Consider the following 23,228-nt stretch of genomic DNA (forward strand, 5'->3'; position numbering starts at 1 on the left):
GTCCGATATCGGCCGTGCCGGCGGGCGGATTGCGGTCGTTCCGCCATGGAACGATCGAGGCATGTACGTGGAACGGCAGATCCCTCTGCGCTTCGGTCACGCCAGCCGGGCCGCGCAGACGCACGTCAACCTGTCGGCCGTCCGCCAGGACGGCCGCTGCCTGTGGGTCGCGGGCGACGAGACCGCCACCGTCGAACGCCTCACCGCGCGCACCGACGAGCACGGCCGCCTCACCGGCTACGACGACGAGCGCACGTTCTTCCTCGCCGACCTGATCCCGCTGCCCGCCGGGCGCGAGGAGGAGGCCGACATCGAGGGACTGTGCCGCGACGGCGCGTGGCTGTGGGCCATCGGCTCGCACAGCCTCAAACGCAAGCGGATCAAGCCGCACCACAACGACGCCAAGTCGCGGCGGCGCCTGGCGTCGGTCGTCCGCGAGGACAACCGGTTCGTGCTGGCCCGGCTGCCGCTGGTCACCGGCCCCGACGGGCTGCCCGAACCGGTCGCCCGCGACGGCGACCGCGCCGCCGCCGTCCTCGGCCTGCACAAGGACTCCCTCGCCGACCTGCTCGCCGACGACCCGCACCTCGCGCCGTTCCTGGCCATCCCCAGCAAGGACAACGGCCTGGACATCGAGGGCGTCGCCACCCGCGGCGACCGCCTCTACATCGGGCTGCGCGGCCCGGTGCTGCGCGGCTGGGCCGTCCTGGTGGAGATCCGCCCCGGCACCGACCCCGACGATCCGCACCGGCTGCGCGCCCTGCGCTTCGCCGACGGCGCCCGCTACCGCACGCACTTCCTGGACCTGCGCGGCCTGGGCATCCGCGACCTGTGCCCGCACGGCGACGACCTGCTCGTCCTGGCCGGGCCCAGCATGGGCCTGTCGGGCCCGGTGCGGCTGCTGCGCTGGCGCGGCGCCTGCGGCACCCCCGCGCCCGAGGCCGACGCGCCCGGCATCGTGCACGCCGACGACCTGGAGACCGTCGGGGACCTGCCGCACGGCGACGGCGAGGACCACGCCGAGGGCGTCGCCGTCCTGGACACCGGGCTCACCGGCGGACGCGAGAAGCTGCTGGTCGTCTACGACAGCCCGGCCGCGGCGCGGCTCGCCGCCGACGAGGCCGTCCTGGCCGACATCGTCACCCTCCCGCAGTAAGCGCGCGCTTGCGTCGTCTGCTTGGATGGTCTCCGACCCCCTCCGGCGGAAGGTGCGAGACATGATCGAGTGGTCCGGCGAAGACCTCATGATCCGCGACGCGGTGCGCGACTGGATCGAGGCCAGGGTGCGCCCGCACCTGGACGAGCTGGACTCCGGCGACCTGCCGCCCTACGACCTGCTGCGCGACCTGTACAAGACGTTCGGCATGGACGAGATGGCCCGCTCGTCCTTCGCCAAGCGGCTCGACCGGCCCGCCGCCGCGTCCGGCGACGACACCCCCGGCGGCGGCAACGCCGCGATGAACATGCTGCCGATCATCGAGCTGTGCAAGGTCGCCCCCGGCCTGGTGTCGGCGCTCGGCGTCAGCCTCGGCCTCGCCGCCGGGACGATCATGAAGCGCGGCACCCGCGAGCAGAAGGAACGCTGGGGCCTGGACCTGCTCACCCTGGACAAGATCGGCGCATGGGCCATCACCGAGCCCGACTCCGGCTCCGACGCCTTCGGCGGCATGCAGGCCACCGCCCGCCGCGACGGCGACGACTACGTCCTCAGCGGCTCCAAGACGTTCATCACCAACGGCCCCCACGCCGACACCATCGTCTTCTACTGCAAGCTCGACGACGGCGCCGCGCCCCGCGACCGAGAGATCCTCACCTTCGTCCTGGACCGCGGCATGCCCGGCCTGGAGCAGACCCGCCCGCTGCGCAAGATGGGCCTGCACTCCTCCCCCACCGGCGAGCTGTTCCTCACCGACGTCCGCGCCGGCGCCGACCGGCTGCTGGCCGCCGGATCGGGCGGCGGACGCGAGTCGGCCCGGCAGAACTTCGTCACCGAACGCGCCGGCGTCGCCGCCATGGCGCTCGGCGTCATCGAGGAGTGCCTGCGCCTGTCGGTCGACTACGCCAAGACCCGCGAACTGTGGGGCCAGGCCATCGGCGACTTCCAGCTCATCCAGCTCAAACTGGCCCGGATGGAGGTCGCCCGCCTCAACGTCCAGAACCTCGTCTTCCGCCACATCGAGATGCAGCGCGCCGGACGCACCCCCACCCTCGCCGAAGCCTCCGCCATGAAGCTCTACGCCGCCCAGGCCGCCAGCGAGGTCGCCCAGGAGGCCGTCCAGCTCTTCGGCGGCAACGGCTACATGAGCGAGTACCGCGTCGAGCAGCTCGCCCGCGACGCCAAGTCCTTCCAGATCTACGCCGGAACCGACGAGATCCAGGTCGTCCACATCGCCCGCGACCTGCTGGGCCGCTGACGCCCGGCCCGAACCTTCCCGGCGCGGACGGCGTCTCACCGGTGCGGGCCGCATCCGGCCCGCACCGGTGATCGCTGGACAGCCCGCGACGGGAAATGGATACTCACAGCCATGGACGGTCGGCCCCCGGTGGTGCGCGCCTCCGACGGCGATCGCGACCGCGCGCTGCGCGTGCTCAGCGAACGGGTCGCCGAAGGGCGGATCTCCACCGACACCTTCGAGCGGCGCGTCGACCTGGTGCTGCGCGCCCGCAACGAGGCCGAACTCGCCGACATCGTCGAGGACCTGCCGCCCACCGGACGGGTCGTCGCGCGGCTCACCGGGCTCGTCTCCAGCGTCTCGCGGGCCACCGCCCGCGTCGAGGCCGCCTGGCGCGCCCCGCGCCTGCCCCGGTTCACGCTGCCGCCCGAGGGCCTGGGCCGCATCGTCGTCGGCCGCGCGCCCGGCTGCCACTTCCTGCTCACCGACGTCACCGTCTCCCGCGTGCACGCCGAGATCCGCCGCACCCCCGACGGCTGGACCATCACCGACCTGGGCTCGATGAACGGCACCCGCGTCAACGGCCGCCGCATCCTCGGCCTGGCCCGCCTGCACCCCGGCGACCAGGTCGGCTTCGGCGAAACGTCCTTCGTCGCCACCGCCCCCTGACCCCGCCCCGCATGGACGACGACCCCACCGCTTGGCCCGCCGCCGCGCTGCGCCGCCTGGACGCCGAACGCGCCGCCCTCGAACCCACCCCGCTGCGCGCGTTCCCCCTCGCCCACGACGTCGCGGTCCTGCTCAAGGACGAGTCGGCCCTGCCCACCGGCTCCCTCAAGCACCGCGCCGCCCGCGCCCTGTTCCGCCACGCCATCGCCTCGGGCCGCATCACCGAGGGCACCCCCGTCGTCGAGGCCACCGGCGGCGGCGCCGCCCTCGCCCAGGCCACGTTCGCCCGCCTCCTCGGCCTGCCCTACACCGCCGTCCTGCCCGGCGCCCCCGACCCCCGCCGCGCCGCGCCGCTGGAGGCGCTCGGCGCCGAAGTCCGGTTCGTCACCCCACCCCTGGCCATCTACGCCACCGCGCGCGAGCTGGCCGCCGCCACCGGCGGCTGCTTCCTCGACCAGTACGCGCACGCCGCGCACGCGCTGGACCACCGCGGCGACGATCCCGCCATCGAGCTCGCCGCTCAGCTCCCCGCACCGCCCGCCTGGATCGTCGCCGGAGCCGGGACGGGCGCCACCGCCGCCGCGTTCGGCCGGCACGCCCGCACCTACGGCACCGGCACCCGCCTGGCCGTCGCCGACCCAGAGAACTCCGCCTGCTTCCCCGCATGGGTCACCGGTGATCTCGGCTACGCCACCGGCATGCCCTCGCGCATCGAGGGCATAGGCCGCCCCCGCGTCGAACCCGGCTTCCTGCCCGGCCTCTACGACCTGGTCGTCCCGGTGCCGGACGCGGCGAGCGTCGCCGCCGCCCGCGCCGCGCGCGCCGCCACCGGCCTGCCCGTCGGCGGATCGACCGGCACCTGCCTGTGGGCCGCGCTGCACCTGGCCGCCCGTCCCGCCGCCACCGGGACCACGATCGTCGCCGTCCTCGGCGACGCCGCCGACCGGCACCTGCGCACCGTCCACGACGACGCCTGGGCCGCCGCCAAGGGCCTCGACCCCGCCCCCTACGCCGCCGCCCTCGACCGGTTCGCCGCCGGCGGCCCCTTCACTCCGCCCTGACGCGCACCCGCGGACCCGTCCGGACTAGATCGGGCCGGCCCGGTACACGACGAAGGAGACCGCGATGTACTGGAGGACGTAGGCGGCGATCGTGAGGGCGTGGAAGACCTCGTGGAAGCCGAAGTAGCGGGGGGAGGGGTCGGGGCGGCGGCGGGCGTAGACGACGCCGCCCGCGCTGTACAGGACGCCGCCGAGCGCCACCAGCGTCGCCACGGCCACGCCGGTGCCCTCGATGAACTGCGGGACGAACAGCACCGCGACCCAGCCCAGCGCGATGTACAGCCCCGTGTACAGGGCGCGGGGCGCGCCCGCCCACAGCACCCGGAACAGCACGCCCGCCAGCGCGCCGCCCCACACCACGGCCAGCACCACCACGCGCGTGACCCCGTCCAGGATCAGCACCGCGAACGGCGTGTACGTGCCCGCGATGATGAGGTAGATGTTGGCGTGGTCGAAGCGGCGCAGCACCTCGGTGACCTTCGGCGTCCACCGGCCCCGGTGGTAGAACGCCGAGACGCCGAACAACTGCGCCGACGTCAGCGCGTAGATCGCCGCGCACAGCCGCGCGGGCAGCGTCGGCCCGAGCGCGACCATGACGAACCCCGCGACGAGCGTGACGGGGAACGTCCCCGCGTGCAGCCAGCCGCGCAGCCGGGGTTTGACCACGTCCGCGATCTGCTCGACGGCGTCCGGCGCGCGGCCGTCGCTCGCGGTGCTGTTCGCGGTCTTGCTCTCGGGGGCTGACACGGCATCAGCGTATCCCCTCTGATCAGCGGGAACCGGTGATATCGGCCACCCAACCGCGCGCCTTGACGGTGTAAGGTCCGGCCGGGTCACAGCAGCGGGCGGCGGCCCTCCCACGGCGTGCTCAGCACCACCGTCGTGCGCGTCGCCACGTTCGCGGCCGCCCGGATGCGCTGGAGCAGGTCCTCCAGGGCGTTGGGGCTGGCCACCCGCACCTTGAGGATGTAGCTCTCGTCCCCCGCGACCGAGTGGCACGCCTCGATCTCCGCCAGGCCCGCCAGCCGGTCGGGCGCGTCGTCGGGGGCGGCCGGGTCGATCGGCTTGATCGAGACGAACGCCGTCAGCGGCAGCCCGATCAGCTCGTGGTCGATCTGCGCCGTGAACCCGGTGACCAGGCCCCGCTTCTGCAACCGCCGGACGCGCTGGTGCACCGCCGACACCGACAGGCCCGTCTCGCGCGCCAGATCGGTGAAACTCATCCGCCCGTCGTCGGCCAGCAGGCCGAGGATCTGCCGATCGATCTCCTCCACGCGGAGAATCTAGCGCGCCCGCGGGCCTTCCCGGGCCGCTCTGGACGATCTCCCCCGATCCGGTCGGAAAACCCCCGGATCAACGGCCCGCGCGGGCGCCGCGCGGCGGGCCGCAGCTCCCCCGCACGACCAGCTCGGCCGGCAGCGGCTCGGGCGCGTGGCCGCGCCGCGCCGGGTCGCGCAGCACCAGCTCGCAGGCGCGGCGGCCCATCGCGCGGGCGGGCCGCGCCACGGCCGTCAGCGGCGGGTCGCACAGCTCGGCCCACGGAACGTCGTCCACCATCGCGATCGACACGTCGGCCGGGACGCGCAGGTCCAGTTCGCGGGCGACCAGGACGGCCGCCTCCCCGAGCAGGTGCCCGGCCGCCAGCACGGCGGTGACGTCGTCGCGGCTCTGGAGCAGGCCCGCCGCCGCGGCGTAGGCGCTGTCGCGGTTGGGCCGGGCCGGCACCAGCAGCGACTCCGGCACGGCCAGGCCCAGCCGGGTGAGCGCCGCGCGGAACGCCCGCTCGCGCACGTCGGGCTCGCCGCCGGGCGCGGCGGCGCCCAGGTAGGCGATGCGGCGGTGCCCGAGCCCCGCCAGGTACTCGGTGAGGTGCCGGACACCGGTGGCGTCGTCGGCCAGGACGCCCGGCACGCCGGGCACGCCGCGCGCCACGCGCTCGGCGAACACCAGCCCGGCGGCGCGGGCGGCCTCGGCCCACGGGGCGGACTCGCCGCACGGCACGGCGACGACGCCCTCCAGCCGTCGTTCCAGGAACCGGCCGACGATCGCGGCCTCACGTGCGGCGTCGCCGCCGGACAGGTCGATCACGACGTGCTCGCCCAGGTCGCGGGCGGCGGCCAGCACGCCCTCGGCCAGCTCGGCGGCGAACGGGTCGGTCAGGTCGGGCAGGACGAGCCCGACGCCACCCCCGCCGCGCCCGCGCAGGCTGCGGGCCCCGGCGCTCGGCCGGTAGCCCAGCTCGCGGGCGGCGGCCAGGACGCGTTCGCGGGTGGCGGCGCCGACGGGCCCGCTGCCGTTGAACACCCGCGAGACGGTGGCGATGCCGACCCCGGCCCCGGCCGCCACGTCCTTGATGGTGACGCTCATGCCGGGCATCTTCCCATAACCGGCGCTTTACTGAAAACGTTTCCATGAATTTCAATCCAGCGAGACGACATAAAGCCTGGTGGAACCGGATGCGTGGAAACGTTTCCAGAAGGAGGACGGATGGCCGCGATCGTGCTCGACGGCGTCGACAAGGTCTACGCGGGCGGGGTGAAGGCGGTCGACGATCTCGACCTGGAGATCCGCGACGGCGAGTTCATGGTGCTCGTCGGCCCCTCGGGCTGCGGCAAGTCCACCGCCCTGCGGATGATCGCCGGGCTGGAGGAGATCAGCGGCGGCACGGTGTCGATCGGCGACCGCGTCGTCAACGACCTGGCCCCCAAGGACCGCGACATCGCCATGGTCTTCCAGAACTACGCCCTCTACCCGCACATGACGGTGGAGAAGAACCTGGAGTTCGGCCTGAAGCTGCGCGGCGCCTCCAAGGAGGAGCGCCGCAAGAAGGTGCTCCAGGCCGCCAAGATGCTCGGCCTGGAGCAGTTCCTGGACCGCAAGCCCGCCGCGCTGTCGGGCGGTCAGCGCCAGCGCGTCGCGATGGGGCGCGCGATCGTCCGCGAGCCGCAGGCGTTCCTCATGGACGAGCCGCTGTCCAACCTGGACGCCAAGCTCCGCGTGTCCATGCGCGCCTCCCTCAGCCAGCTCCACGAGCGGCTCGGCGTCACCACCGTCTACGTCACCCACGACCAGATCGAGGCGATGACGCTCGGCACCCGCGTCTGCGTGCTGCGCGAGGGCCGCCTCCAGCAGGTCGACACCCCCCAGCGGCTGTTCGACGACCCCGTCAACCTGTTCGTCGCCGGGTTCATCGGCTCGCCCGCCATGAACTTCGTGACGGCCCGCCTGGAGCAGGGCGAGGACGGCGGCTTGGTCGCCGCGTTCGCCGGGTTCGCGCTGCCCGTCCCGGCCGAGCGCGTCGCCGAGCGCCCCGGCCTGGACGGCTACGCCGGCCGCGAGGTCATCCTCGGCGTGCGGCCCTCGGACTTCGAGGACGCCGCGCACGCCAAGCCCGACTGGGCGCCGCTGGCCGTCACCGCCAGCGTCACCGAGGAGCTGGGCAGCGAGATCAACGTCATCTTCACCATCGACGCGCCGCCGGTCGAGCACAAGGACACCGCCGACCTGGCCGAGGACGCCACCGAGGGCGACGATGCCGCGATCCCGCTGATCGACGACCGGGCGCTGTGGACGGCCCGCGTCAACGCCCGCTCGGCGGTGCGTCCCGGCGCCGACCTGGAGGTCGCCGTCGACACCCGCCGCCTGCACTTCTTCGACCCCGCGACGGGCCTCGCGATCGGGCACGGCGGCGCGGCGCAGGACGGCGACGTGTCCCTGGCGAAGGAGACCGTCTGACACCACGCGGAAGGCCCCCGGAACCACGCGTTCCGGGGGCCTTCTCCGTTCAGGGCTACTTGACCGAGCCGGCCAGGACGCCCTGCACGAAGTACCGCTGGAAGGCGAAGAACACGATCAGCGGGATGATCAGTGAGATGAACGCGCCCGGCGCCAGGATGTCGATGTTGCCGGTGAACTGGCGCATCTGCGACTGGAGCCACTTGGTCATCGGCTGGGCCTCGGTGTCGGCGAACACCAGCGCGACCAGCAGGTCGTTCCACACCCACAGGAACTGGAAGATGCCCAGGGAGGCGATGGCCGGGCCGCCGAGCGGGAAGATGACCCGCCGGAAGATCGTCCACTCCGAGCCGCCGTCCATCCGCGCGGCCTCCAGCAGGTCGCGCGGGATCGCGATGAAGAAGTTGCGCAGCAGGAAGATCGCGAACGGGAGCCCGAACCCGACGTGGAACAGCACCACGCCGGTCACCGACCCGAACATCTGGAACCCGCCGACGTCGATGCGCCCGTACAGGTCGGCGACCGGCAGCAGCGCCACCTGCACCGGCACGACCAGCAGCGCGACGACCAGCAGGAACAGCCAGTCGCGGCCGGGGAACTCCAGGCACGCGAACGCGTAGGCGGCCAGCGAGGCGATGACGACGACCAGGACCGTCGACGGCACCGTGATCGCGATCGTGTTCCAGAACGAGTCGATGAAGTCGGGCTTGTCGAGGATCGACCCGTAGGACGAGAACGTGAGCTGCGCGGGCTCGGTGAACACCGTCCACCAGCCGCTGGAGGCGTTGTCGGCGTTGGAGCGCAGCGAGGCGATCAGCAGCCCGAACGTCGGCACCAGCCAGAACAGCGCGATGAGCACCAGCAGGAACTGCGCGACGCCGCCGCCGAGCCGGTTGACGATCCGGGAGGCGACACTGCGGCGCGGCGCGCCGTACCCGCCGCCGTTCCCGGTGGCCTCCGGTGCGGTCTTCTCGGTGCTCATTTCCGCTCCTGCCGCAGGCGCCGGATGTTGATGTACATGGCGGGCAGCACCAGCACGAACAGCAGCACGGCGATCGCGCTGCCCGCGCCCTGGTTCTGGCCGCCGCCGAACGACTCGGTCCACATCTCCAGGGCCAGCACGCTGGCCTTGGGATCGCCGCCGCCGATGACGAACACCAGGTCGAACACCTTCATGACGTTGATGACGAGCGTCAGCAGCACCACGGTCAGCACCGGCGCCAGCAGCGGGATCGTGACGCGGCGGAACACCTGCCACTCGGTCGCGCCGTCCACCCGCGCCGCCTCCAGCGCGTCGCGCGGGATCGCGGCCAGGCCCGCCGCGATGAGCACCATCGCGAACCCGGCCCACACCCACAGGTACGACCCGATGATCGCCGGGGTGATGAGGGTGCCGCCCAGCCACTCGGCCCCGCCGTAGGCGGCGGTGAACGTGTCGGCGGGGATGCGCAGCGTGTACTGCCCGGCCGACAGGCCGGTGATGCGGAACGTGCCGTCGTCGCCGGTCGTGGCCGACCCGGCGACCTCGCCGTCGCGGACCGCCTCGACCTTGACGCCCGGCAGGCCGCTCTCGGTGGCGTCCACCGCGTTCGGGGCCCCGCCGCCGCCCCGGGTGAAGTCGAACCAGACCGTCCCGGTGATGGCGCGCGGGCCCGCCGCGGGCGGCTGCGCCGCCGGCGTCGGCTTCTCCGGCAGTTGCTCGGGACGGACCCGCAGCAGCGGCAGCAGCGCCGTCCGCCCCGGCTCGACGGGCGCCGCCCCGACGACCGCGCCGCCCTCGGACCGCACCGGGACGCCCTGCCCCTGCCGGGGCGCGGCACCCGGATAGCTGGCGCCGCCACCGGCGAAGGTGTCGTGCAGCGCGACCATCGCGGCGTTGGCGACGCCCTTGTCGGGGTCCTGCTCGTACACCAGGCGGAAGATGACGCCCGAGGCCAGCAGCGAGATCGCCATCGGCATGAACACCACGAGCTTGAAGACCGTCGCCCACCGGATGCGCTCGGTGAGCACGGCGAACACCAGCCCGAGGATGGTGACGACGGTCGGCGCCACCACGATCCACACCAGCGTGTTGCGCACGGCCGTCAGCCGCGCCTCGCCCTGGAAGATCCCGACGTAGTTGTCGGCGCCGGTGAAGGCGCCGTCGGCGTCGAAGAAGCTGCGGATCACCGAGTAGACGATCGGGTAGACGACCAGGAAGCCGAGCAGCAGCAGCGCGGGCAGCAGGAACACCACCGCGAGCCACACCGGCGGCGCCAGGCCGCCGCCCTTGCCGCCGTCGTCCTTGACGTCGTTCTCGCCGCCACCGTGGCCGCCGCCGTCCGCCGTGCCCGTCGCGACGGCGGCGGCGGGACCGCCGGTCGTGGCCTGCGGCGCCTCGTCCTGCGGCGCCTCGTCCTGCGGAGCGCTCATGCGCGCGGTTCCCTCACCTCGGGCCGTCCGGAGGGGCGGCCGTGCTCAGCCTGTGCTCGCCCTGCCCCGGGTGCCGGGCCGCTCCGTCGCGGCCCGGCACCCGGTCTCGCCGTCCTTACTTGTAGGCGGCGGCCGCGTCCTTCTCCAGCCGCGCCTGGGTGCCCTTGACGTCGGTCGGGTTGGACACGAACGCGCGCAGCGCCTCCCACATGCCCTTGCCGGGCGTGCCGCCGAAGGCCGACGGCGCCAGGTCGGACATGTCGTAGCGGGCGGCGTCGCCCGCCTGCTGGATCTGCGCCGCCAGCTCCTTGGCCACCGGGTCGGAGTAGGCGTCGGGCTTGACGTTCTTGTTCGGCGACAGGTAGCCGCCCAGGCCCGCCCACACCGTGCCGGCCTCGGGCGAGGCCAGGAACTTCATCAGCTCCTGGGCGCCCTTGCCGTCCTTGAGCGCGACGGCGATGTCACCGCCGAGCAGCGCCGGCTTGGTGTCACCGGTCAGCGGCCAGGCGAACACCTTGGCGTCGGTGCCGACCTTGGCCTTGGTGGTGGCGATGTTCGCGGCGGCGAAGTCGCCGCCGTAGACCATCGCGGCCTTCTCCTGGCCGAACACGTCGGTCACCGAGGCGTCGAACTTGGTCTTGGTCGCTCCCGAGACGCCGCCGTTGAGGAAGCCGCCCTTGCCCCAGATCTCGGCGAGGGTCGTCAGCGCCTTGGCGACGGTCGGGTCGGTCCACTTCAGCTCGTGCTTGGCGAGCTTGTCGTAGTTCTCCGGCCCGGCCTGCGACAGGTAGACGTTCTCGAACCAGTCAGTGAGCGTCCAGGAGTCCTGCGGCCCGGCGGCCAGCGCGAACGGCGTGGTGCCCGAGTCCTGGAGCGTCCCGGCGGCCTTGACCAGGTCCGCCCACGACGCCGGGGGCTGCACGCCCGCGTCCTCCAGCGCCGCCGTGCGGTACCAGAAGATCGACTTGTAGGCGGCCTTGGCCAGCACGCCGTAGGTCTTGCCGTCGGCGGAGGCCAGCTCCTTCCAGTACGGCGCGAAGTTGGCGTCCACCTCCTTGACGGCGGCGGCGTCCAGCGGCTTCAGCTTGTTCTGCGCCGCGTACTGCTGGAGCAGGCCGGGCTGCGGCAGGATCGCCACGTCCGGCGGGTTGCCGGCGCTGAGCCGCGGGCCGAGGTAGGCGTCGGTGTTCTCGCCGGTGGAGGCGTAGTTCACCTTGGCGCCGGTCTTCTTCTCGAACGCCGCCAGCACCTTGCGGAAGTTCGTCTCCTCCGGCCCGGTCCACTTGGCGGCGACCTCGACGGTGACGCCCTTGAGCGCGCCGTCGCCGCCCGCGCCGCCGTCCCCGTCGCCGTCGTCACCGCCGCACGCGGCGGCCGAGACGAGCATGCCCGCCGCGACGGCGGTGGCGGCCAGGCGCCTGCTGATCCTCATTCGTCGTCCTCCTTGGGGGAACCGGCGTCGCCCCAGATCGACGCGCCGGTCTCGATGTCGAAGAAGTGCAGGCGACCGGTGTCGACGGTGATCGTCACCCGGTCGCCGACCGCGGCGCTGGTCCGCGGGCTGAACCGACCGATCACGTCGGTGGTGGGGGCGGCGCCGCCGTTCACGTCGGCGCCCGCGTCGCGGGCCAGTTCGCGGGTGTCCTCGGTGATGACCTCGGCCGCCTCGACGGTGAAGTGCACGAGCACGTCCGAGCCCATGGCCTCCACCAGCTCGACGGTGGAGGTGAGCGTCGCGCCCTCGGTCTCCCCGGCGATCCGCGCGTCCTCCATGTCCTCGGGACGAATCCCGACGACGACGTCGCGGCCGAGGCGGCCCGCCAGCGCGGGTCGCGCCGTGAACACCTCGGCCGGCAGGGCCAGCGTCTGCCCGCCGATCTCCAGCCGCGGGTTCGCCGCGTCGCCGGTCAGCGTGCCCTGGATCAGGTTCATGGCGGGGGAACCGATGAAACCGGCCACGAACAGGTTCGCGGGCCGGTCGTAGAGTTCCTGCGGCGGAGCCACCTGCTGGAGCTCGCCGCGCTTCATCACCGCGACCCGGTCGCCGAGGGTCATCGCCTCGGTCTGGTCGTGGGTGACGTAGATCGTGGTGACGCCGAGGTCGCGCTGGATGCGGGCGATCTGCGCGCGGGTCTGCACGCGCAGCTTGGCGTCCAGGTTCGACAGCGGCTCGTCCATCAGGAACGCCTGCGGCTCGCGGACGATCGCGCGGCCCATCGCCACCCGCTGCCGCTGCCCGCCCGACAGGTTGCGGGGCTTGCGGTCCAGGTGGTCGGTGAGGCCGAGGATGTCGGCGGCCTGCTCGACCTTCGCGCGGATCGTCTTCTTGTCGACCTTGCGCAGCGACAGCCCGAAGCCGATGTTGTCGCGCACCGACAGGTGCGGGTAGAGCGCGTAGCTCTGGAACACCATCGCCACGTCGCGGTCGCGCGCCGGGACGCGGTTGACGACGCGTTCCCCGATCGCGACCTTCCCCTCGGAGATGTCCTCCAGGCCGGCGACCATCCGCAGCGCGGTCGTCTTGCCGCAGCCCGACGGGCCGACCAGCACGAGGAACTCGCCGTCGGCGATCGTCAGGTCCAGATCACCCACGGCACGCGTGCCGTCGGGATACACCTTCCCGACTCCCGTCAGGACGACCTCTGCCACGGCGTCTCCTTCGCGTCCGGCGCATCGTCGCAACACTGCGAAACGCGCGCGTAACCCCGGCGGAACAGTGCATAAGCAATACAGGGCGGATGGACTGTGCCACAAGGCACTTCCTGACGCTCCGCCGGGATGGTGCACTTATCGTTATCTGCGCCGATACGCGGCGCGGGGCGGGGTTCCCCGCGGGGAACCCCGCCCCGCGCGGGCGGCCGTCCGCCGGATCAGCCGATGATCACCAGGTCGTGCGGGGTCCGGTTGACGCTCTCCACCCCGTCGGCCGTGCACAGCACGATGTCCTCGATGCGCGCCCCGTGCGCCCCGGGGTAGATGCCCGGCTCCACCGAGAACGCCATGCCCTCCTCCAGCGGCTCGGTGTTGCCCGCCACGATGTAGGGCTCCTCGTGCGACTCCAGGCCGATCCCGTGCCCGGTGCGGTGGACGAAGTACTCCCCGTACCCGGCCGCCGCGATGACGTCGCGGCCCGCCGCGTCCACCGCCTCGGGCGTCACGCCCGGACGCACCGCCTCGCACGAGACCCGCTGCGCCTCGCGCAGCACGTCGAAGTACGCCCGGTACTCCGCCGGGGGCTCGCCCACGCAGTAGTTGCGGGTCGAGTCCGAGCAGTAGCCGCTCGGCATCGTCCCGCCGATGTCCACGACGACCGGCTCGCCCTCGGCGATCACCCGGTCGGACAGCTCGGCGTGCGGGTTCGCGCCGTTGGGGCCCGATCCGACGATGACGAAGTCCACCGCCGCGTGCCCCTCCTCCAGGATCGCGTCGTGGACGTCGCGGCCCACCTCCCGCTCGGTACGGCCCGCCTTCAGCAGGCCGGGGACGCGGCGGTGCACCCGGTCGATCGCCGCGCCCGCCTCGCGCAGCGCGTCCAGCTCGGCCGGGCTCTTGCGCATCCGCAGCGTGCGCAGCACCGCGCCGGCCGCGACCTGCTCGGCGCCGGGCAGCGCCGCGCGGAACCGCAGCGCCATCACCGCCCACATGCGGTCGGCCACCCCGACCCGCGCCGGACGCGCGGGCAGGCGCGCGGCGACCAGCGCGTACGGGTCGTCGGTCTCGTCCCAGGCGACCAGCTCCAGGTCCAGCGCCCCGGCGGGCGACGCCTGCGCGGCGGGCAGCTCCAGCCTCGGCACCACCAGGAACGGCTCCCCCGCCGCCGGGACGGCCAGGCACGTCAGCCGTTCGAGCTGGTGCGCGTCGTAGCCCGTCGCGTACCGCAGGTCGGGGCCCGGGGTCAGCAGCACCGCGTCCAGATCCGCCGCCGCCACCGCGTCCCGGATCAGCCCGACCCGCTCCCGCGGATACAACTCCGTCGTCACATCCATCCCCTCACCTCTGTGGCCCGGCCGTCTGCCGTCCCGAGCGTCCCACCAGGATCGCAGCCGCGCGGCGACGCTCGCCCACCGGCGGACGCCGCCGTGCGACGATGGGCGCCATGAGCGGGCTGATGCTGCTGGACACGCCGTCGTTGTACTTCCGCGCCTTCTTCGGGGTGCCCGAGTCGGTCACCGCGCCCGACGGCACGCCGGTCAACGCCGTCCGCGGCCTCATCGACATGATCGCCCGGCTCGTCCAGGACCGCTCCCCCGACCGGCTGGTGTGCTGCATGGACGCCGACTGGCGGCCGGAGTTCCGCGTCGCGGCGCTGCCGTCCTACAAGGCGCACCGCGTCGCCGACGACGGAGGCGACCAGACGCCCGACGCGCTCTCCGCGCAGCTCCCCGTCATCGACGCCGTGCTCGACGCCGTCGGGCTGGCCCGCGTCGGCGTTCCCGGCTACGAGGCCGACGACGTCATCGGCACCCTGGCCGTGCGGGGCGCGGCGGACGGGCCCGTCGACATCGTCACCGGCGACCGCGACCTGTTCCAGCTCGTCGACGACTCCGGCCCGGTCGCCGTCCTCTACACCGCGCGCGGCATCCGCAACCTCCAGGTGCTGGGCGAGGCGGAGGTCGCCGACAAGTACGGCATCCCGGGCCGCGCCTACGCCGACTACGCGACGCTGCGCGGCGACCCCAGCGACGGCCTGCCGGGCGTCCCGGGCGTCGGCGACAAGACCGCCGCCGCGCTCGTCACCCGCTTCGGGTCGGTCGCGGCGCTGCGCGAGGCCCTGGCCGCCGGTGCCACCGACGGTTTCCCCGCCGGTGCCCGCCGCCGCGTCGAGGCCGCCGGTGACTACCTCGACGCCGCCGAGACCGTCGTCCGCGTCGTCACCGACATCGACTCCCCCGAGCTGACCGGCCTGGACGACCGCCTCCCGGCCAAGCCGAAGGACCCCGCCGCGCTGGTGGAGCTGGCCGACCGCTGGGCGCTGGAGAGTCCCGTGAACCGGCTGCTGAACGCGCTCTCCCCCGCTTGACGGGCGCGTCTGCGTCACCTGACACAGACATCTGACGGGGCGTTCGCGCATCATCGGTTACGGTGCATCAGCGCGAGGACGGACATCCCCTGTGATCGAGAGGCCCTCTCCGGCGGACCACCGCCCGCTGCCCTTCTGGTCGGCGCTGGAGCCGTCCCAGCGGACGGCGCTGCGCGACGCCGGGCTGACCCGCCGCTACCCGGCGCGCGGGACGCTGTGCCACCAGGGCGACGCGTCCGACCACGTCGTGGTGATCGAGAGCGGCTGGGCCAAGGCGTCGGTCACCGGGCCGGAGGGCCACGCGGTCGTGCTGGCCGTCCGGGGACCGGGCGACCTGGTGTGCGAGAGCGCGGTGCTGGGCGACCGGCAGCGGTCGGCGACGGTGACGGCGCTCAGCCCGTTGCGCGGCCTGATCGTGCAGGCCGTCCGGTTCACCGCGTTCCTGGAGGCCAACCCCGCCGTGTGGAAGCTGGTGAGCGGCACCTTCGTGGGGCGCCTGGACGACGCGGGGCGCCGCGCTCAGGCGCACGTGTCGGCGCGCGGCGCGCAGCGGCTGGCGCAGTTGCTCGTGGAGCTGGCCGAGCAGTCGCTTCCGCACGTCGCCCCGGCCGCCGACGGCGGCCTGGAGATCGCGCCGCCGCTGTCGCAGGAGGAGCTGGGGAGCTGCATGGACTCCTCGCGCGAGACGGTGGCGCGGGCCTTCGGCGAGCTGCGCGAACGCGGCCTGGCGCGGACGGGCTGGCGGCAGACGGTCATCACCGACCTGCCGGGCCTGCGGGAGTTCGCGCGGCACGGCGTCTGAACCCGGATGCAACGTGAGGCCGGGGCCGGTGCGTCGTCCGCACCGGCCCCGGCCTTTACGCTGTAGATCCGTTTTAGGGCAGCGGATCAGCGCCGGCCGCGGCCACGGCCCCGCCAGTTCGAGCCCGCGCCGATCCCGGCGAGGTGCAGGGCGACGAACAGCAGTCCGAGCGTGACCAGCGTGGCGTAGTCGAACGGGTCCGACTGGATGTCGGCGAGATCGAACAGCAGGGCGAGACCGAAGATGACGGCCGCGACGATGGCGAGCACGGATTCCTCCTGGTGACGTTCGGTGCGCCGCGACCCCCGAGGCGCACCGCAGAGATCTCCGCCAGGAACCATTCCAAACACCCGCGAAAATGAGCTGCGCCGCCCGGCGCCGCTGCCCTACGGTTCCGGTGTCGGAAACGGGGTGAACCACGATGTCGAAACTGAACCAGATCATCGCCGTCGAGAAGGGCGTGCGGGGCAAGGCCCAGCACGCGCTGGCCGAGGCGCGCCGGACGACCGGCACCGCGGCACTGCTCTCGGGCATCTCGCGGTCCTACCAGCCCAAGGACGAGGACGGCGACGAGTACCCGCCCGAGTCGACGAAGGTGCAGATCACGGCGGAGCAGGCGCTGCGCGACACGGCGGCGGCGGTGACCCGGCTATTCGACGTCACCGCGACCAAGGACCACGCCAACTGCGAGGCCCGCGCCGACGTCGTCGTCGAGGGCCGCACGCTGCTCACCGGTGTCCCGGTCACCCACCTGCTGTTCCTGGAGAAGCAGATCGCCGAGCTCCAGGCGCTCGTGGCGCGGCTGCCGGTGCTGGACGCCGCCGAGTCCTGGACGTTCGACGCCGCCACCGACGTGTGGCGCACCGACCCGGTGCGGACGGTGAAGACCAAGAAGGTGCCGTTCAACCACGTCAAGGCGGAGGCGACCGACAAGCATCCGGCGCAGGTCGAGGTCTTCTACGAGGACGTCGCCGTCGGCCACTGGACGACGGTGAAGTTCTCCGGCGCGCTGCCGGCCCGCCGCGTCAACGAGCTGCTGGAGCGGCTGGACGCGCTGAGCCGCGCGGTGAAGTTCGCCCGCGAGGAGGCCAACGGCTTCGAGGTCACCGACCGCGAGATCGGCGAGGTGATCTTCGGCTACCTGCTCGGCTGAGACGGCCGGGCCCACCAGACTCCCCCGCTGGAGCGCGGGGGTGCGCCCCTCACCGGGGCGCGGACGCTGAAACTGAGACCGTCAGACTGAAGCAGCGCGCGGTGACAGTGGGGGTTCGAGTCCCCCTCCCGGCAACCACGTGGCCGGGATAGCCCAACGGGCAGAGGCAGCCGCGGTGAAACTCAGACTCTCGCTCCAGACTCAGCACCTCCCGCCGCGGAGTTCCGGCGGCGGGCGGACGGCGTTCCCCGAAGTGCCGGTTCGAATCCGGTCGGGGCCTCTCGCGGCCCCGTGGTGTCAAAGGCAGCACACGGGGAGAGCAACCTGATCCGCCCGCGAGCGACCGGAACCGGTGCAACACGGCGGACCTCTTCGGGGCCCGGGAGATGGGAAAACTCCCGGGCCCCACTCATTGCTTTCCGGCCTACGGCCGCTCGCCTCACCGGTCAGCGCATGTGCCCGCGCGGTGGCCGAGGCCGCCGCCCACGGTTCGGTCGCTATGCGGCGGGTTCGATGTGGAGTTCGCGGCTCAGGTCGTCGGTGATCTGGGCGTTGAGGCGGTAGGCGGTCTTGACCTCGGCGATGACGCGGGCGCGTTCGGCGGCGTTCCAGGGGGCGGCGTCCAGCAGGGCGCGGTAGCCGTCCTTGATGGCCTTGGGCTTGCCCTCGAAGCGGTAGAACAGCACGCCGGGGTCGTCCTTGCCGAGGCCGAGGCCGCGCTGCACCTGGCGGGCGATGTACTGGCCGCCGGACAGGTCGCCGAGGTAGCGGGTGTAGTGGTGGGCGACGAATCCGCCCGCCCAGTCGAACGCGACCTCCTCCAGCCGGTCGCGGTAGCGCTCGGCGGCGGGCAGCAGCACCAGCGCGTCGCGCCAGCCGGCGCCGTAGAAGTAGGCCAGGTCGGCCTCCAGCGCCGCGCGGCGGGCCAGGCCCGGCTGCACGAACGGCCCGGCGACCGGGTCGGCGGCCATGACGTCGGCGGCACGCTCGAGCGCGTCGTAGACGGGGTAGAGCTGCACGATGAGCCGCGCGTACTGCTCGCCGCTGAGGCGGCCCTCGACCAGCGCGCTCATGTACGACGACGTCTCGTTCTCGCCGTGGTCGCCGCGGGTGGCGGCCCGCAGCTCGGCCGCGAAGCCCGTGTCGCCGGCCGCGGCCGCCGTGTCTCCGGCCATGCCCATGCACGCACCTTCTCCGTCGTCGGCGCCCGGCGGTTCCGGGCGCTGGACTGAGGTTAGCCTTGCCTAACTCTTCGAGGGAAGAGCTCGGCGCGGGTTTTTCCGACGTGACGTAGGCTACTTTACCGACGCCACGTCGGAACGCAACAGCACCCCAGTTCAGCGCACGACTGGCACGGTCCACGCCCGCGCCGGGCACGAGCGGCGCCGGGTCAGTGCTCGGCGTGCGGGGCGAGGCCGAGGGAGCGCCGGGCCTGCTGCGACATGCGCACGACCTCGCGGCGCACCTGGGGCCGCTCGGTGACGGGCTCGGCCCAGGCGACGCGCACGGGCACCTCGGCGCCGGCGATCTCGGCGCTGAACACGATGCCGTCCTCGTCCATGTCGACCATCCCGGCGGCCGTCGCGTCCCGGTGCCCGCCGAGCCCCTGGACGATCTCCAGGCAGTCGGCGGGGTGGTCCTCGTTCATGTGGCGCTTGATCGCCTCGACGACGTCGTCGGTGAAGGGGGTACCCGGCTGGGGCATGGTGCGGCGGCCTCTCTGGCAGGTGGCGGGCCGGACGGCTGCCCGGCGGTCCCACCCTAGTGAGAACGCCGGGACGTCCCGGGGAGTGTCCCGCACGCGGGACAATGGACGGGCCGGGGTGGTCCGGCGAATGGCGGCATTGACGGCCGCGGCGGGTAGCGAACCTCACCATTTCGGAGATCCCCGGCGGGCGCGTGCCCGGCGGCTCCGCAAACCGCCGCGCTCCGCGCCGCCGCATCGGCGAGGAAGGAAGTCACAGCGCACATGGCCGAGAAGGTCATTCGGGTAGACGACATCGACGGCTCCGAAGGCACCGACGTCGCCAAGCGCGACTTCGGCGTACTGGAGCGGACGTTCACGATCGACCTGAGCGACGAGAACTACAAGCGGCTGTCCGCGACGCTGGAAACGCTGGAGCTCTACATCGCCAAGGCGGTCCCGGTGAAGCCCGCGGGTAAGGGCCGCAAGGGCGGCGCGGCGGCCAAGGTCAAGGGATACACCAACGGCGAGGTCCGCGAATGGGCGAAGGCGGCCGGTGTGGAAGTCTCCGAGCGTGGCAAAATCTCTGATGAGGTCTATGCTGCGTTCATCGAGACACATCCGGACGCCGCTCCGGGTGCATGACAAAGGGAGTCCCCGCATGGCACAGAAGGTCGAGGTCCTCCTCGTCGACGACATCGACGGCGGAGAAGCACACGAAACGGTCACGTTCTCGCTCGACGGCGTGTCCTACGAGATCGACCTGAGCAAGGACAACGCCACGCAGCTCAGGACCGGTCTGGAGCCGTTCGTGTCGGCCGCCCGCCGCTCCCGCAAGGTTCCCGTCAAGGGCGCCCGCGCGCCGCGCACGCAGAACACCCGTGAGCGTTCCGCGGACATTCGCGAGTGGGCGAAGTCACAGAACATCAAGGTCAACGACCGGGGCCGCATTCCCGCCGCGGTGATCGAGCGTTACGAGGCCGCGCACTGACGCGACGATCTCCCACGGCGGCGCCGGCGACCGCATAGACGACCGTATCGGCGGCGGGGACGCCGTATCCGCCGACGTATCCGCCCGAACGGGCGGGCTGTTCTGCGAAGGGCCGGGTGACACTATCACCCGGCCCTTTTGTGGTTCTTGTCGCCGCGCCGTACGCAACGGGCCGCCTTCTTGTCACACCGGCGTGGGGTAGGGCCGCCGAGTCGCGTGGACCTCCCGCCATTCCGCCGTCCCCGCGCCCGCACTTCACCCGTTTCCCGGGCCGCGCCGCCCGGGGCGGCACGGAATGCGGGTTTCGGGGACGGCGGCGGTCATGCTCGCGGGGCATCACCCGGTCCAAGAACACATCCCCCCAGAATCGACATACCGCCCGAACTGGGCGGCTCTGGAGTGCGGCCGGGAAAGGGAACGCCCGGCACCGGATGATCCGGTGCCGGGCGGGAAACGCCGCGAAGAGGGCCGTCAGGTGACCGACGTATAGGCGACGACGCCGCGGCGGAGCTGGTCCATGGCCTTGCGGGCGGTGCGGCGGACGTGGCTGTCGGGCGGGGCGGCGTCGGCGACCTGGCCGAGCAGGTCCAGGAGCTGCTTGACGGCGCGCACGAAGTCGCCCGCGGTGAGCCCGGCGTCGAGCAGGACCTCATCGAGGTCGTCGCCCTTGGCCCACCGGTAGGCCGTCCACGCGAACCCCAGGTCGGGTTCGCGCAGGAACGCGACCTGGTTGTCGCGTTCGACGCCCTCCAGCGTCCCCCAGAGCCGCACCATGGCCGCCAGGGCCTCCTGGACGCCGCCGGTGGGCGTGCGGGGCGGTGCGGCGTCGTCGGGCTGCCGCGACTCGTACACCAGCGCCGACACGCACGCGGCCAGCTCGGCGGGGTCGAGGCGGTTCCACAGCCCCTCGCGCAGGCTCTCGGCGGTGAGCAGGTCGAGTTCGTTGTAGATGCGGCCCAGCCTGCGGCCCTCGTCGGTGACGGTGTCGCCGGACAGGTAGCCGAGCTGTTCCAGGACGGCGCAGACGCGGTCGAAGGTGCGGGCGATGACCTGGGAGCGGCCTTCGACGCGGCGGCGGAGCTGGCCGGTCTCGCGTTCCAGGCGGAAGAACCGCTCGGCCCAGCGGGCGTGGTCCTCGCGCTCGGCGCAGCCGTGCACGGGGTGGGCGCGCAGTTCGGCGCGCAGCCGCGTGATCTCGGCGTCGTCGGCGGCGGGGGTGTCGCGGGTGCGGCGGCGTTCGCGGCCCTCATCGGGGACCTTGGCGCGCAGCGTGGCGGCCAGGTCGCGGCGGGCCTGCGGGTTGCGGGGGCTGAATCCCTTGGGGATGCGGACGCGTTCGACGGGCTCGACGGGGCGGGGGAAGTCCAGGATGGACAGCCGCTGCACCGACCGGTTGATGGTCAGGACGAGCGGCGCGGGCCCGTCGGAGCGGCGCCCGATGCCGGGGTCCAGGACGACGGCCAGGCCGGAGCGGCGCCCGGACGGCACCAGGATGACGTCGCCGGGCCGCAGGTGCTCCAGTGACTTGGCGGCCTCGGCGCGGCGCCCGGCGGACCGTTCGCGCGACAGTTCGGCCTCGCGGTCGGACAGGCGGCGGCGCAGCGCCGCGTACTCCATGAAGTCGCCCAGGTGGCAGTCGGCGGCCTTGGCGTATCCGGCGAGGGCGTCCTCGTTCTTGCGGACCTGCCGGGCCAGGCCGACGACGGCCCGGTCGGCCTGGAACTGCGCGAACGACTCCTCCAGGAGGGTGCGGGCGCGTTCGACGCCGACGGCGCCGACCAGGTTGACGGCCATGTTGTAGGAGGGCCGGAAGCTGGAGTTCAGCGGGTAGGTGCGGGTGCCGGCGAGCCCGGCGACCGACGCGGGGTCGACCGACGGGTTCCACACGACGACGGCGTGGCCCTCGACATCGATGCCGCGGCGTCCGGCGCGCCCGGTGAGCTGGGTGAACTCGCCGGGGGTGAGGGCGACGTGCGCCTCGCCGTTCCACTTGTCGAGCTTCTCGATGACGACGGTGCGGGCGGGCATGTTGATGCCGAGCGCGAGCGTCTCGGTGGCGAACACGGCCTTGATGAGCCCGCGGGTGAACAGCTCCTCGACGATCTCCTTGAAGGTGGGGAGCATCCCGGCGTGGTGGGCGGCGACGCCGCGTTCCAGGGCGGCGAGGAAGTCGTGGTAGCCGAGGACGCGCAGGTCGTCGGGGGCGAGGTCGGCGGTGCGCAGTTCGACGTGCGCGCGGATCTCCTCGGTCTCCTCGCGGGAGGTGAGCCGCAGCCCGGCGTGCAGGCACTGGAGGACGGCGGCGTCGCAGCCGGCGCGGGAGAAGATGAACGTGATGGCGGGCAGCAGCCCGGCGCGCTCCAGCCGGGTGATGACGTCGGCGCGCAGCGGCGGCCGGAACCGCTGGGGGCGCGGCGCGCGGCGGTGCCCGGTGCGGCGCCCCTGGTTGACCTTGGCGCGGCGGACCTCCTCGACGGCGATCCGCTGGAGCTGCGGGTTGACGCGCGCCTCGCGGCTCTTGCCCTTGCCGGTCTCGACGAACAGGTCGTAGAGGCGGGGGCCGACGAGCATGTGCTGGAACAGCGGGACGGGACGGTGCTCGTCGACGACGACGGCGGTGTCGCCGCGCACCTCCTGGAGCCATTCGCCGAACTCCTCGGCGTTGGACACGGTGGCCGACAGCGCCACGATCCGGACGGACTCCGGGACGTGGATGATGACCTCCTCCCAGACGGCGCCGCGGAACCGGTCGGCGAGGTAGTGGACCTCGTCCATGACGACGAACGCGAGCCCCGACAGCGTCGAGGAGCCCGCGTACAGCATGTTGCGCAGGACCTCGGTGGTCATGACGACGATGGGCGCCTCGCCGTTGACGCTGTTGTCGCCGGTGAGCAGCCCGACCTTGCCGGGCCCGTAGCGGGCGACGAGGTCGGCGTACTTCTGGTTGGACAGCGCCTTGATCGGCGTGGTGTAGAAGCACTTGCCGCCGCCGGTGAGGGCCAGGTGGCAGGCGAACTCCCCGACGACGGTCTTGCCGGAGCCGGTGGGCGCGGCGACCAGGACGCCGCTGCCGCCCTCCAGGGCGCGGCACGCCTCGATCTGGAACGCGTCGAGCCGGAAGTCGTACAGCGTCTGGAAGTCCAGCAGCGCGGGGCCGCTTCCGGCGGTGCGCTCGCGGTAGGCCGCGTAGCGTTCGGCCGGGCTCTGTTCCGCCGGGCTCTGTCCGGCCGACTGCGTGTCGGGGGTGCTCATGGTTCGAGCCTACGGTTTCGTACGGCCCGATATGCACGTGAAGCGCGGCGCGTCTC

The 23,228-nt window shown here is 73.0% G+C and carries 22 protein-coding genes; 10 read left to right on the plus strand and 12 right to left on the minus strand.

Annotated features, from left to right (window positions below):
- Nucleotides 1–61 precede the first annotated feature (61 nt).
- The 4 genes from C229_RS0117570 (at nucleotide 62) to C229_RS0117585 (ending at nucleotide 4,123) form a co-directional block, all read left to right on the plus strand.
- Nucleotides 62–1,156: a DUF3616 domain-containing protein gene (locus C229_RS0117570; RefSeq protein WP_018656398.1), complete on the plus strand. Its 1,095-nt coding sequence runs from the start codon at nucleotides 62–64 to the stop codon at nucleotides 1,154–1,156.
- A gap of 61 nt (nucleotides 1,157–1,217) precedes the next feature.
- Nucleotides 1,218–2,414 carry an acyl-CoA dehydrogenase family protein gene (locus C229_RS0117575; protein WP_018656399.1) on the plus strand — a complete coding sequence of 399 codons (1,197 nt, stop codon included), beginning with the start codon at nucleotides 1,218–1,220 and terminating at the stop codon, nucleotides 2,412–2,414.
- A 111-nt stretch (nucleotides 2,415–2,525) separates the two neighbouring features.
- Nucleotides 2,526–3,062, plus strand: a complete 537-nt coding sequence (locus tag C229_RS0117580; protein ID WP_018656400.1) for a DUF1707 and FHA domain-containing protein — start codon at nucleotides 2,526–2,528, stop codon at nucleotides 3,060–3,062.
- Nucleotides 3,063–3,073: 11 nt separating this feature from the next.
- Complete coding sequence (locus C229_RS0117585) at nucleotides 3,074–4,123, plus strand: pyridoxal-phosphate dependent enzyme (protein WP_018656401.1); 1,050 nt, start codon at nucleotides 3,074–3,076, stop codon at nucleotides 4,121–4,123.
- Nucleotides 4,124–4,147: 24 nt separating this feature from the next.
- Here the strand turns inward: C229_RS0117585 and trhA are convergent, their stop codons facing one another.
- From trhA to C229_RS0117600, 3 genes are all read right to left on the minus strand, one after another.
- On the minus strand, nucleotides 4,148–4,870 hold the full coding sequence (trhA, locus tag C229_RS0117590; RefSeq protein ID WP_018656402.1) for a PAQR family membrane homeostasis protein TrhA: 723 nt from the start codon (nucleotides 4,868–4,870) through the stop codon (nucleotides 4,148–4,150).
- Between the two features lie 86 nt (nucleotides 4,871–4,956).
- Nucleotides 4,957–5,397, minus strand: coding sequence for an Lrp/AsnC family transcriptional regulator (locus tag C229_RS0117595; RefSeq protein ID WP_018656403.1), 441 nt, complete (start codon nucleotides 5,395–5,397; stop codon nucleotides 4,957–4,959).
- Between the two features lie 79 nt (nucleotides 5,398–5,476).
- A complete protein-coding gene (locus C229_RS0117600) occupies nucleotides 5,477–6,490 on the minus strand; it encodes a LacI family DNA-binding transcriptional regulator (protein WP_155884897.1) in 1,014 nt (337 codons plus the stop codon).
- Between the two features lie 120 nt (nucleotides 6,491–6,610).
- On the opposite strand from C229_RS0117600, the gene C229_RS0117605 reads away from it, so the two are divergent.
- Nucleotides 6,611–7,858, plus strand: a complete 1,248-nt coding sequence (locus tag C229_RS0117605; RefSeq protein ID WP_018656405.1) for an ABC transporter ATP-binding protein — start codon at nucleotides 6,611–6,613, stop codon at nucleotides 7,856–7,858.
- Nucleotides 7,859–7,913: 55 nt separating this feature from the next.
- Here C229_RS0117605 and C229_RS0117610 read toward each other — a convergent pair whose 3' ends face one another.
- The 5 genes from C229_RS0117610 to C229_RS0117630 form a co-directional block, all read right to left on the minus strand.
- Nucleotides 7,914–8,840 carry a carbohydrate ABC transporter permease gene (locus C229_RS0117610; protein ID WP_018656406.1) on the minus strand — a complete coding sequence of 309 codons (927 nt, stop codon included), beginning with the start codon at nucleotides 8,838–8,840 and terminating at the stop codon, nucleotides 7,914–7,916.
- Nucleotides 8,837–10,270, minus strand: coding sequence for an ABC transporter permease subunit (locus tag C229_RS0117615; RefSeq protein WP_018656407.1), 1,434 nt, complete (start codon nucleotides 10,268–10,270; stop codon nucleotides 8,837–8,839). The genes C229_RS0117610 and C229_RS0117615 overlap by 4 nt, the downstream gene beginning before the upstream one ends.
- A 115-nt stretch (nucleotides 10,271–10,385) precedes the next feature.
- On the minus strand, nucleotides 10,386–11,702 hold the full coding sequence (locus tag C229_RS0117620; protein ID WP_018656408.1) for an ABC transporter substrate-binding protein: 1,317 nt from the start codon (nucleotides 11,700–11,702) through the stop codon (nucleotides 10,386–10,388).
- Nucleotides 11,699–12,919, minus strand: a complete 1,221-nt coding sequence (locus C229_RS0117625) for an ABC transporter ATP-binding protein (protein WP_018656409.1) — start codon at nucleotides 12,917–12,919, stop codon at nucleotides 11,699–11,701. Before C229_RS0117625 ends, C229_RS0117620 begins: the two co-directional genes overlap by 4 nt.
- A gap of 221 nt (nucleotides 12,920–13,140) precedes the next feature.
- Nucleotides 13,141–14,256 (minus strand): M24 family metallopeptidase, encoded by a 1,116-nt coding sequence (locus C229_RS0117630; RefSeq protein WP_033424477.1) that lies wholly within the window; start codon nucleotides 14,254–14,256, stop codon nucleotides 13,141–13,143.
- A gap of 110 nt (nucleotides 14,257–14,366) precedes the next feature.
- Between C229_RS0117630 and C229_RS0117635 the strand changes: the two genes are divergently transcribed.
- A complete protein-coding gene (locus C229_RS0117635) occupies nucleotides 14,367–15,290 on the plus strand; it encodes a 5'-3' exonuclease (RefSeq protein ID WP_018656411.1) in 924 nt (307 codons plus the stop codon).
- A 91-nt stretch (nucleotides 15,291–15,381) separates the two neighbouring features.
- Nucleotides 15,382–16,092: a Crp/Fnr family transcriptional regulator gene (locus tag C229_RS0117640; RefSeq protein ID WP_018656412.1), complete on the plus strand. Its 711-nt coding sequence runs from the start codon at nucleotides 15,382–15,384 to the stop codon at nucleotides 16,090–16,092.
- A gap of 86 nt (nucleotides 16,093–16,178) precedes the next feature.
- Here C229_RS0117640 and C229_RS0117645 read toward each other — a convergent pair whose 3' ends face one another.
- Nucleotides 16,179–16,361: a hypothetical protein gene (locus C229_RS0117645; RefSeq protein ID WP_018656413.1), complete on the minus strand. Its 183-nt coding sequence runs from the start codon at nucleotides 16,359–16,361 to the stop codon at nucleotides 16,179–16,181.
- A 152-nt stretch (nucleotides 16,362–16,513) separates the two neighbouring features.
- Here C229_RS0117645 and C229_RS0117650 point away from each other — a divergent pair, with 152 nt between their 5' ends.
- On the plus strand, nucleotides 16,514–17,245 hold the full coding sequence (locus tag C229_RS0117650; protein ID WP_018656415.1) for a DUF7873 family protein: 732 nt from the start codon (nucleotides 16,514–16,516) through the stop codon (nucleotides 17,243–17,245).
- A gap of 497 nt (nucleotides 17,246–17,742) precedes the next feature.
- Here C229_RS0117650 and C229_RS0117655 read toward each other — a convergent pair whose 3' ends face one another.
- Both C229_RS0117655 and C229_RS0117660 read right to left on the minus strand, forming a co-directional pair.
- Nucleotides 17,743–18,426 (minus strand): biliverdin-producing heme oxygenase, encoded by a 684-nt coding sequence (locus tag C229_RS0117655; RefSeq protein WP_018656416.1) that lies wholly within the window; start codon nucleotides 18,424–18,426, stop codon nucleotides 17,743–17,745.
- A gap of 209 nt (nucleotides 18,427–18,635) precedes the next feature.
- Complete coding sequence (locus C229_RS0117660; protein WP_018656419.1) at nucleotides 18,636–18,950, minus strand: DUF2470 domain-containing protein; 315 nt, start codon at nucleotides 18,948–18,950, stop codon at nucleotides 18,636–18,638.
- A 264-nt stretch (nucleotides 18,951–19,214) separates the two neighbouring features.
- Between C229_RS0117660 and C229_RS0117665 the strand changes: the two genes are divergently transcribed.
- Both C229_RS0117665 and C229_RS0117670 read left to right on the plus strand, forming a co-directional pair.
- Entirely contained in the window at nucleotides 19,215–19,574 is a 360-nt protein-coding gene (locus tag C229_RS0117665) for a histone-like nucleoid-structuring protein Lsr2 (protein WP_018656421.1), read from the plus strand.
- A 16-nt stretch (nucleotides 19,575–19,590) separates the two neighbouring features.
- Nucleotides 19,591–19,920, plus strand: coding sequence for a histone-like nucleoid-structuring protein Lsr2 (locus tag C229_RS0117670; protein WP_018656422.1), 330 nt, complete (start codon nucleotides 19,591–19,593; stop codon nucleotides 19,918–19,920).
- 471 nt (nucleotides 19,921–20,391) lie between these two features.
- Here the strand turns inward: C229_RS0117670 and C229_RS0117675 are convergent, their stop codons facing one another.
- A complete protein-coding gene (locus C229_RS0117675; protein ID WP_018656423.1) occupies nucleotides 20,392–23,172 on the minus strand; it encodes a DEAD/DEAH box helicase in 2,781 nt (926 codons plus the stop codon).
- Between the last annotated feature and the right edge of the window lie 56 nt (nucleotides 23,173–23,228).

This window comes from Actinomadura flavalba DSM 45200, from assembly GCF_000374305.1.
Taxonomy (GTDB): domain Bacteria; phylum Actinomycetota; class Actinomycetes; order Streptosporangiales; family Streptosporangiaceae; genus Spirillospora; species Spirillospora flavalba.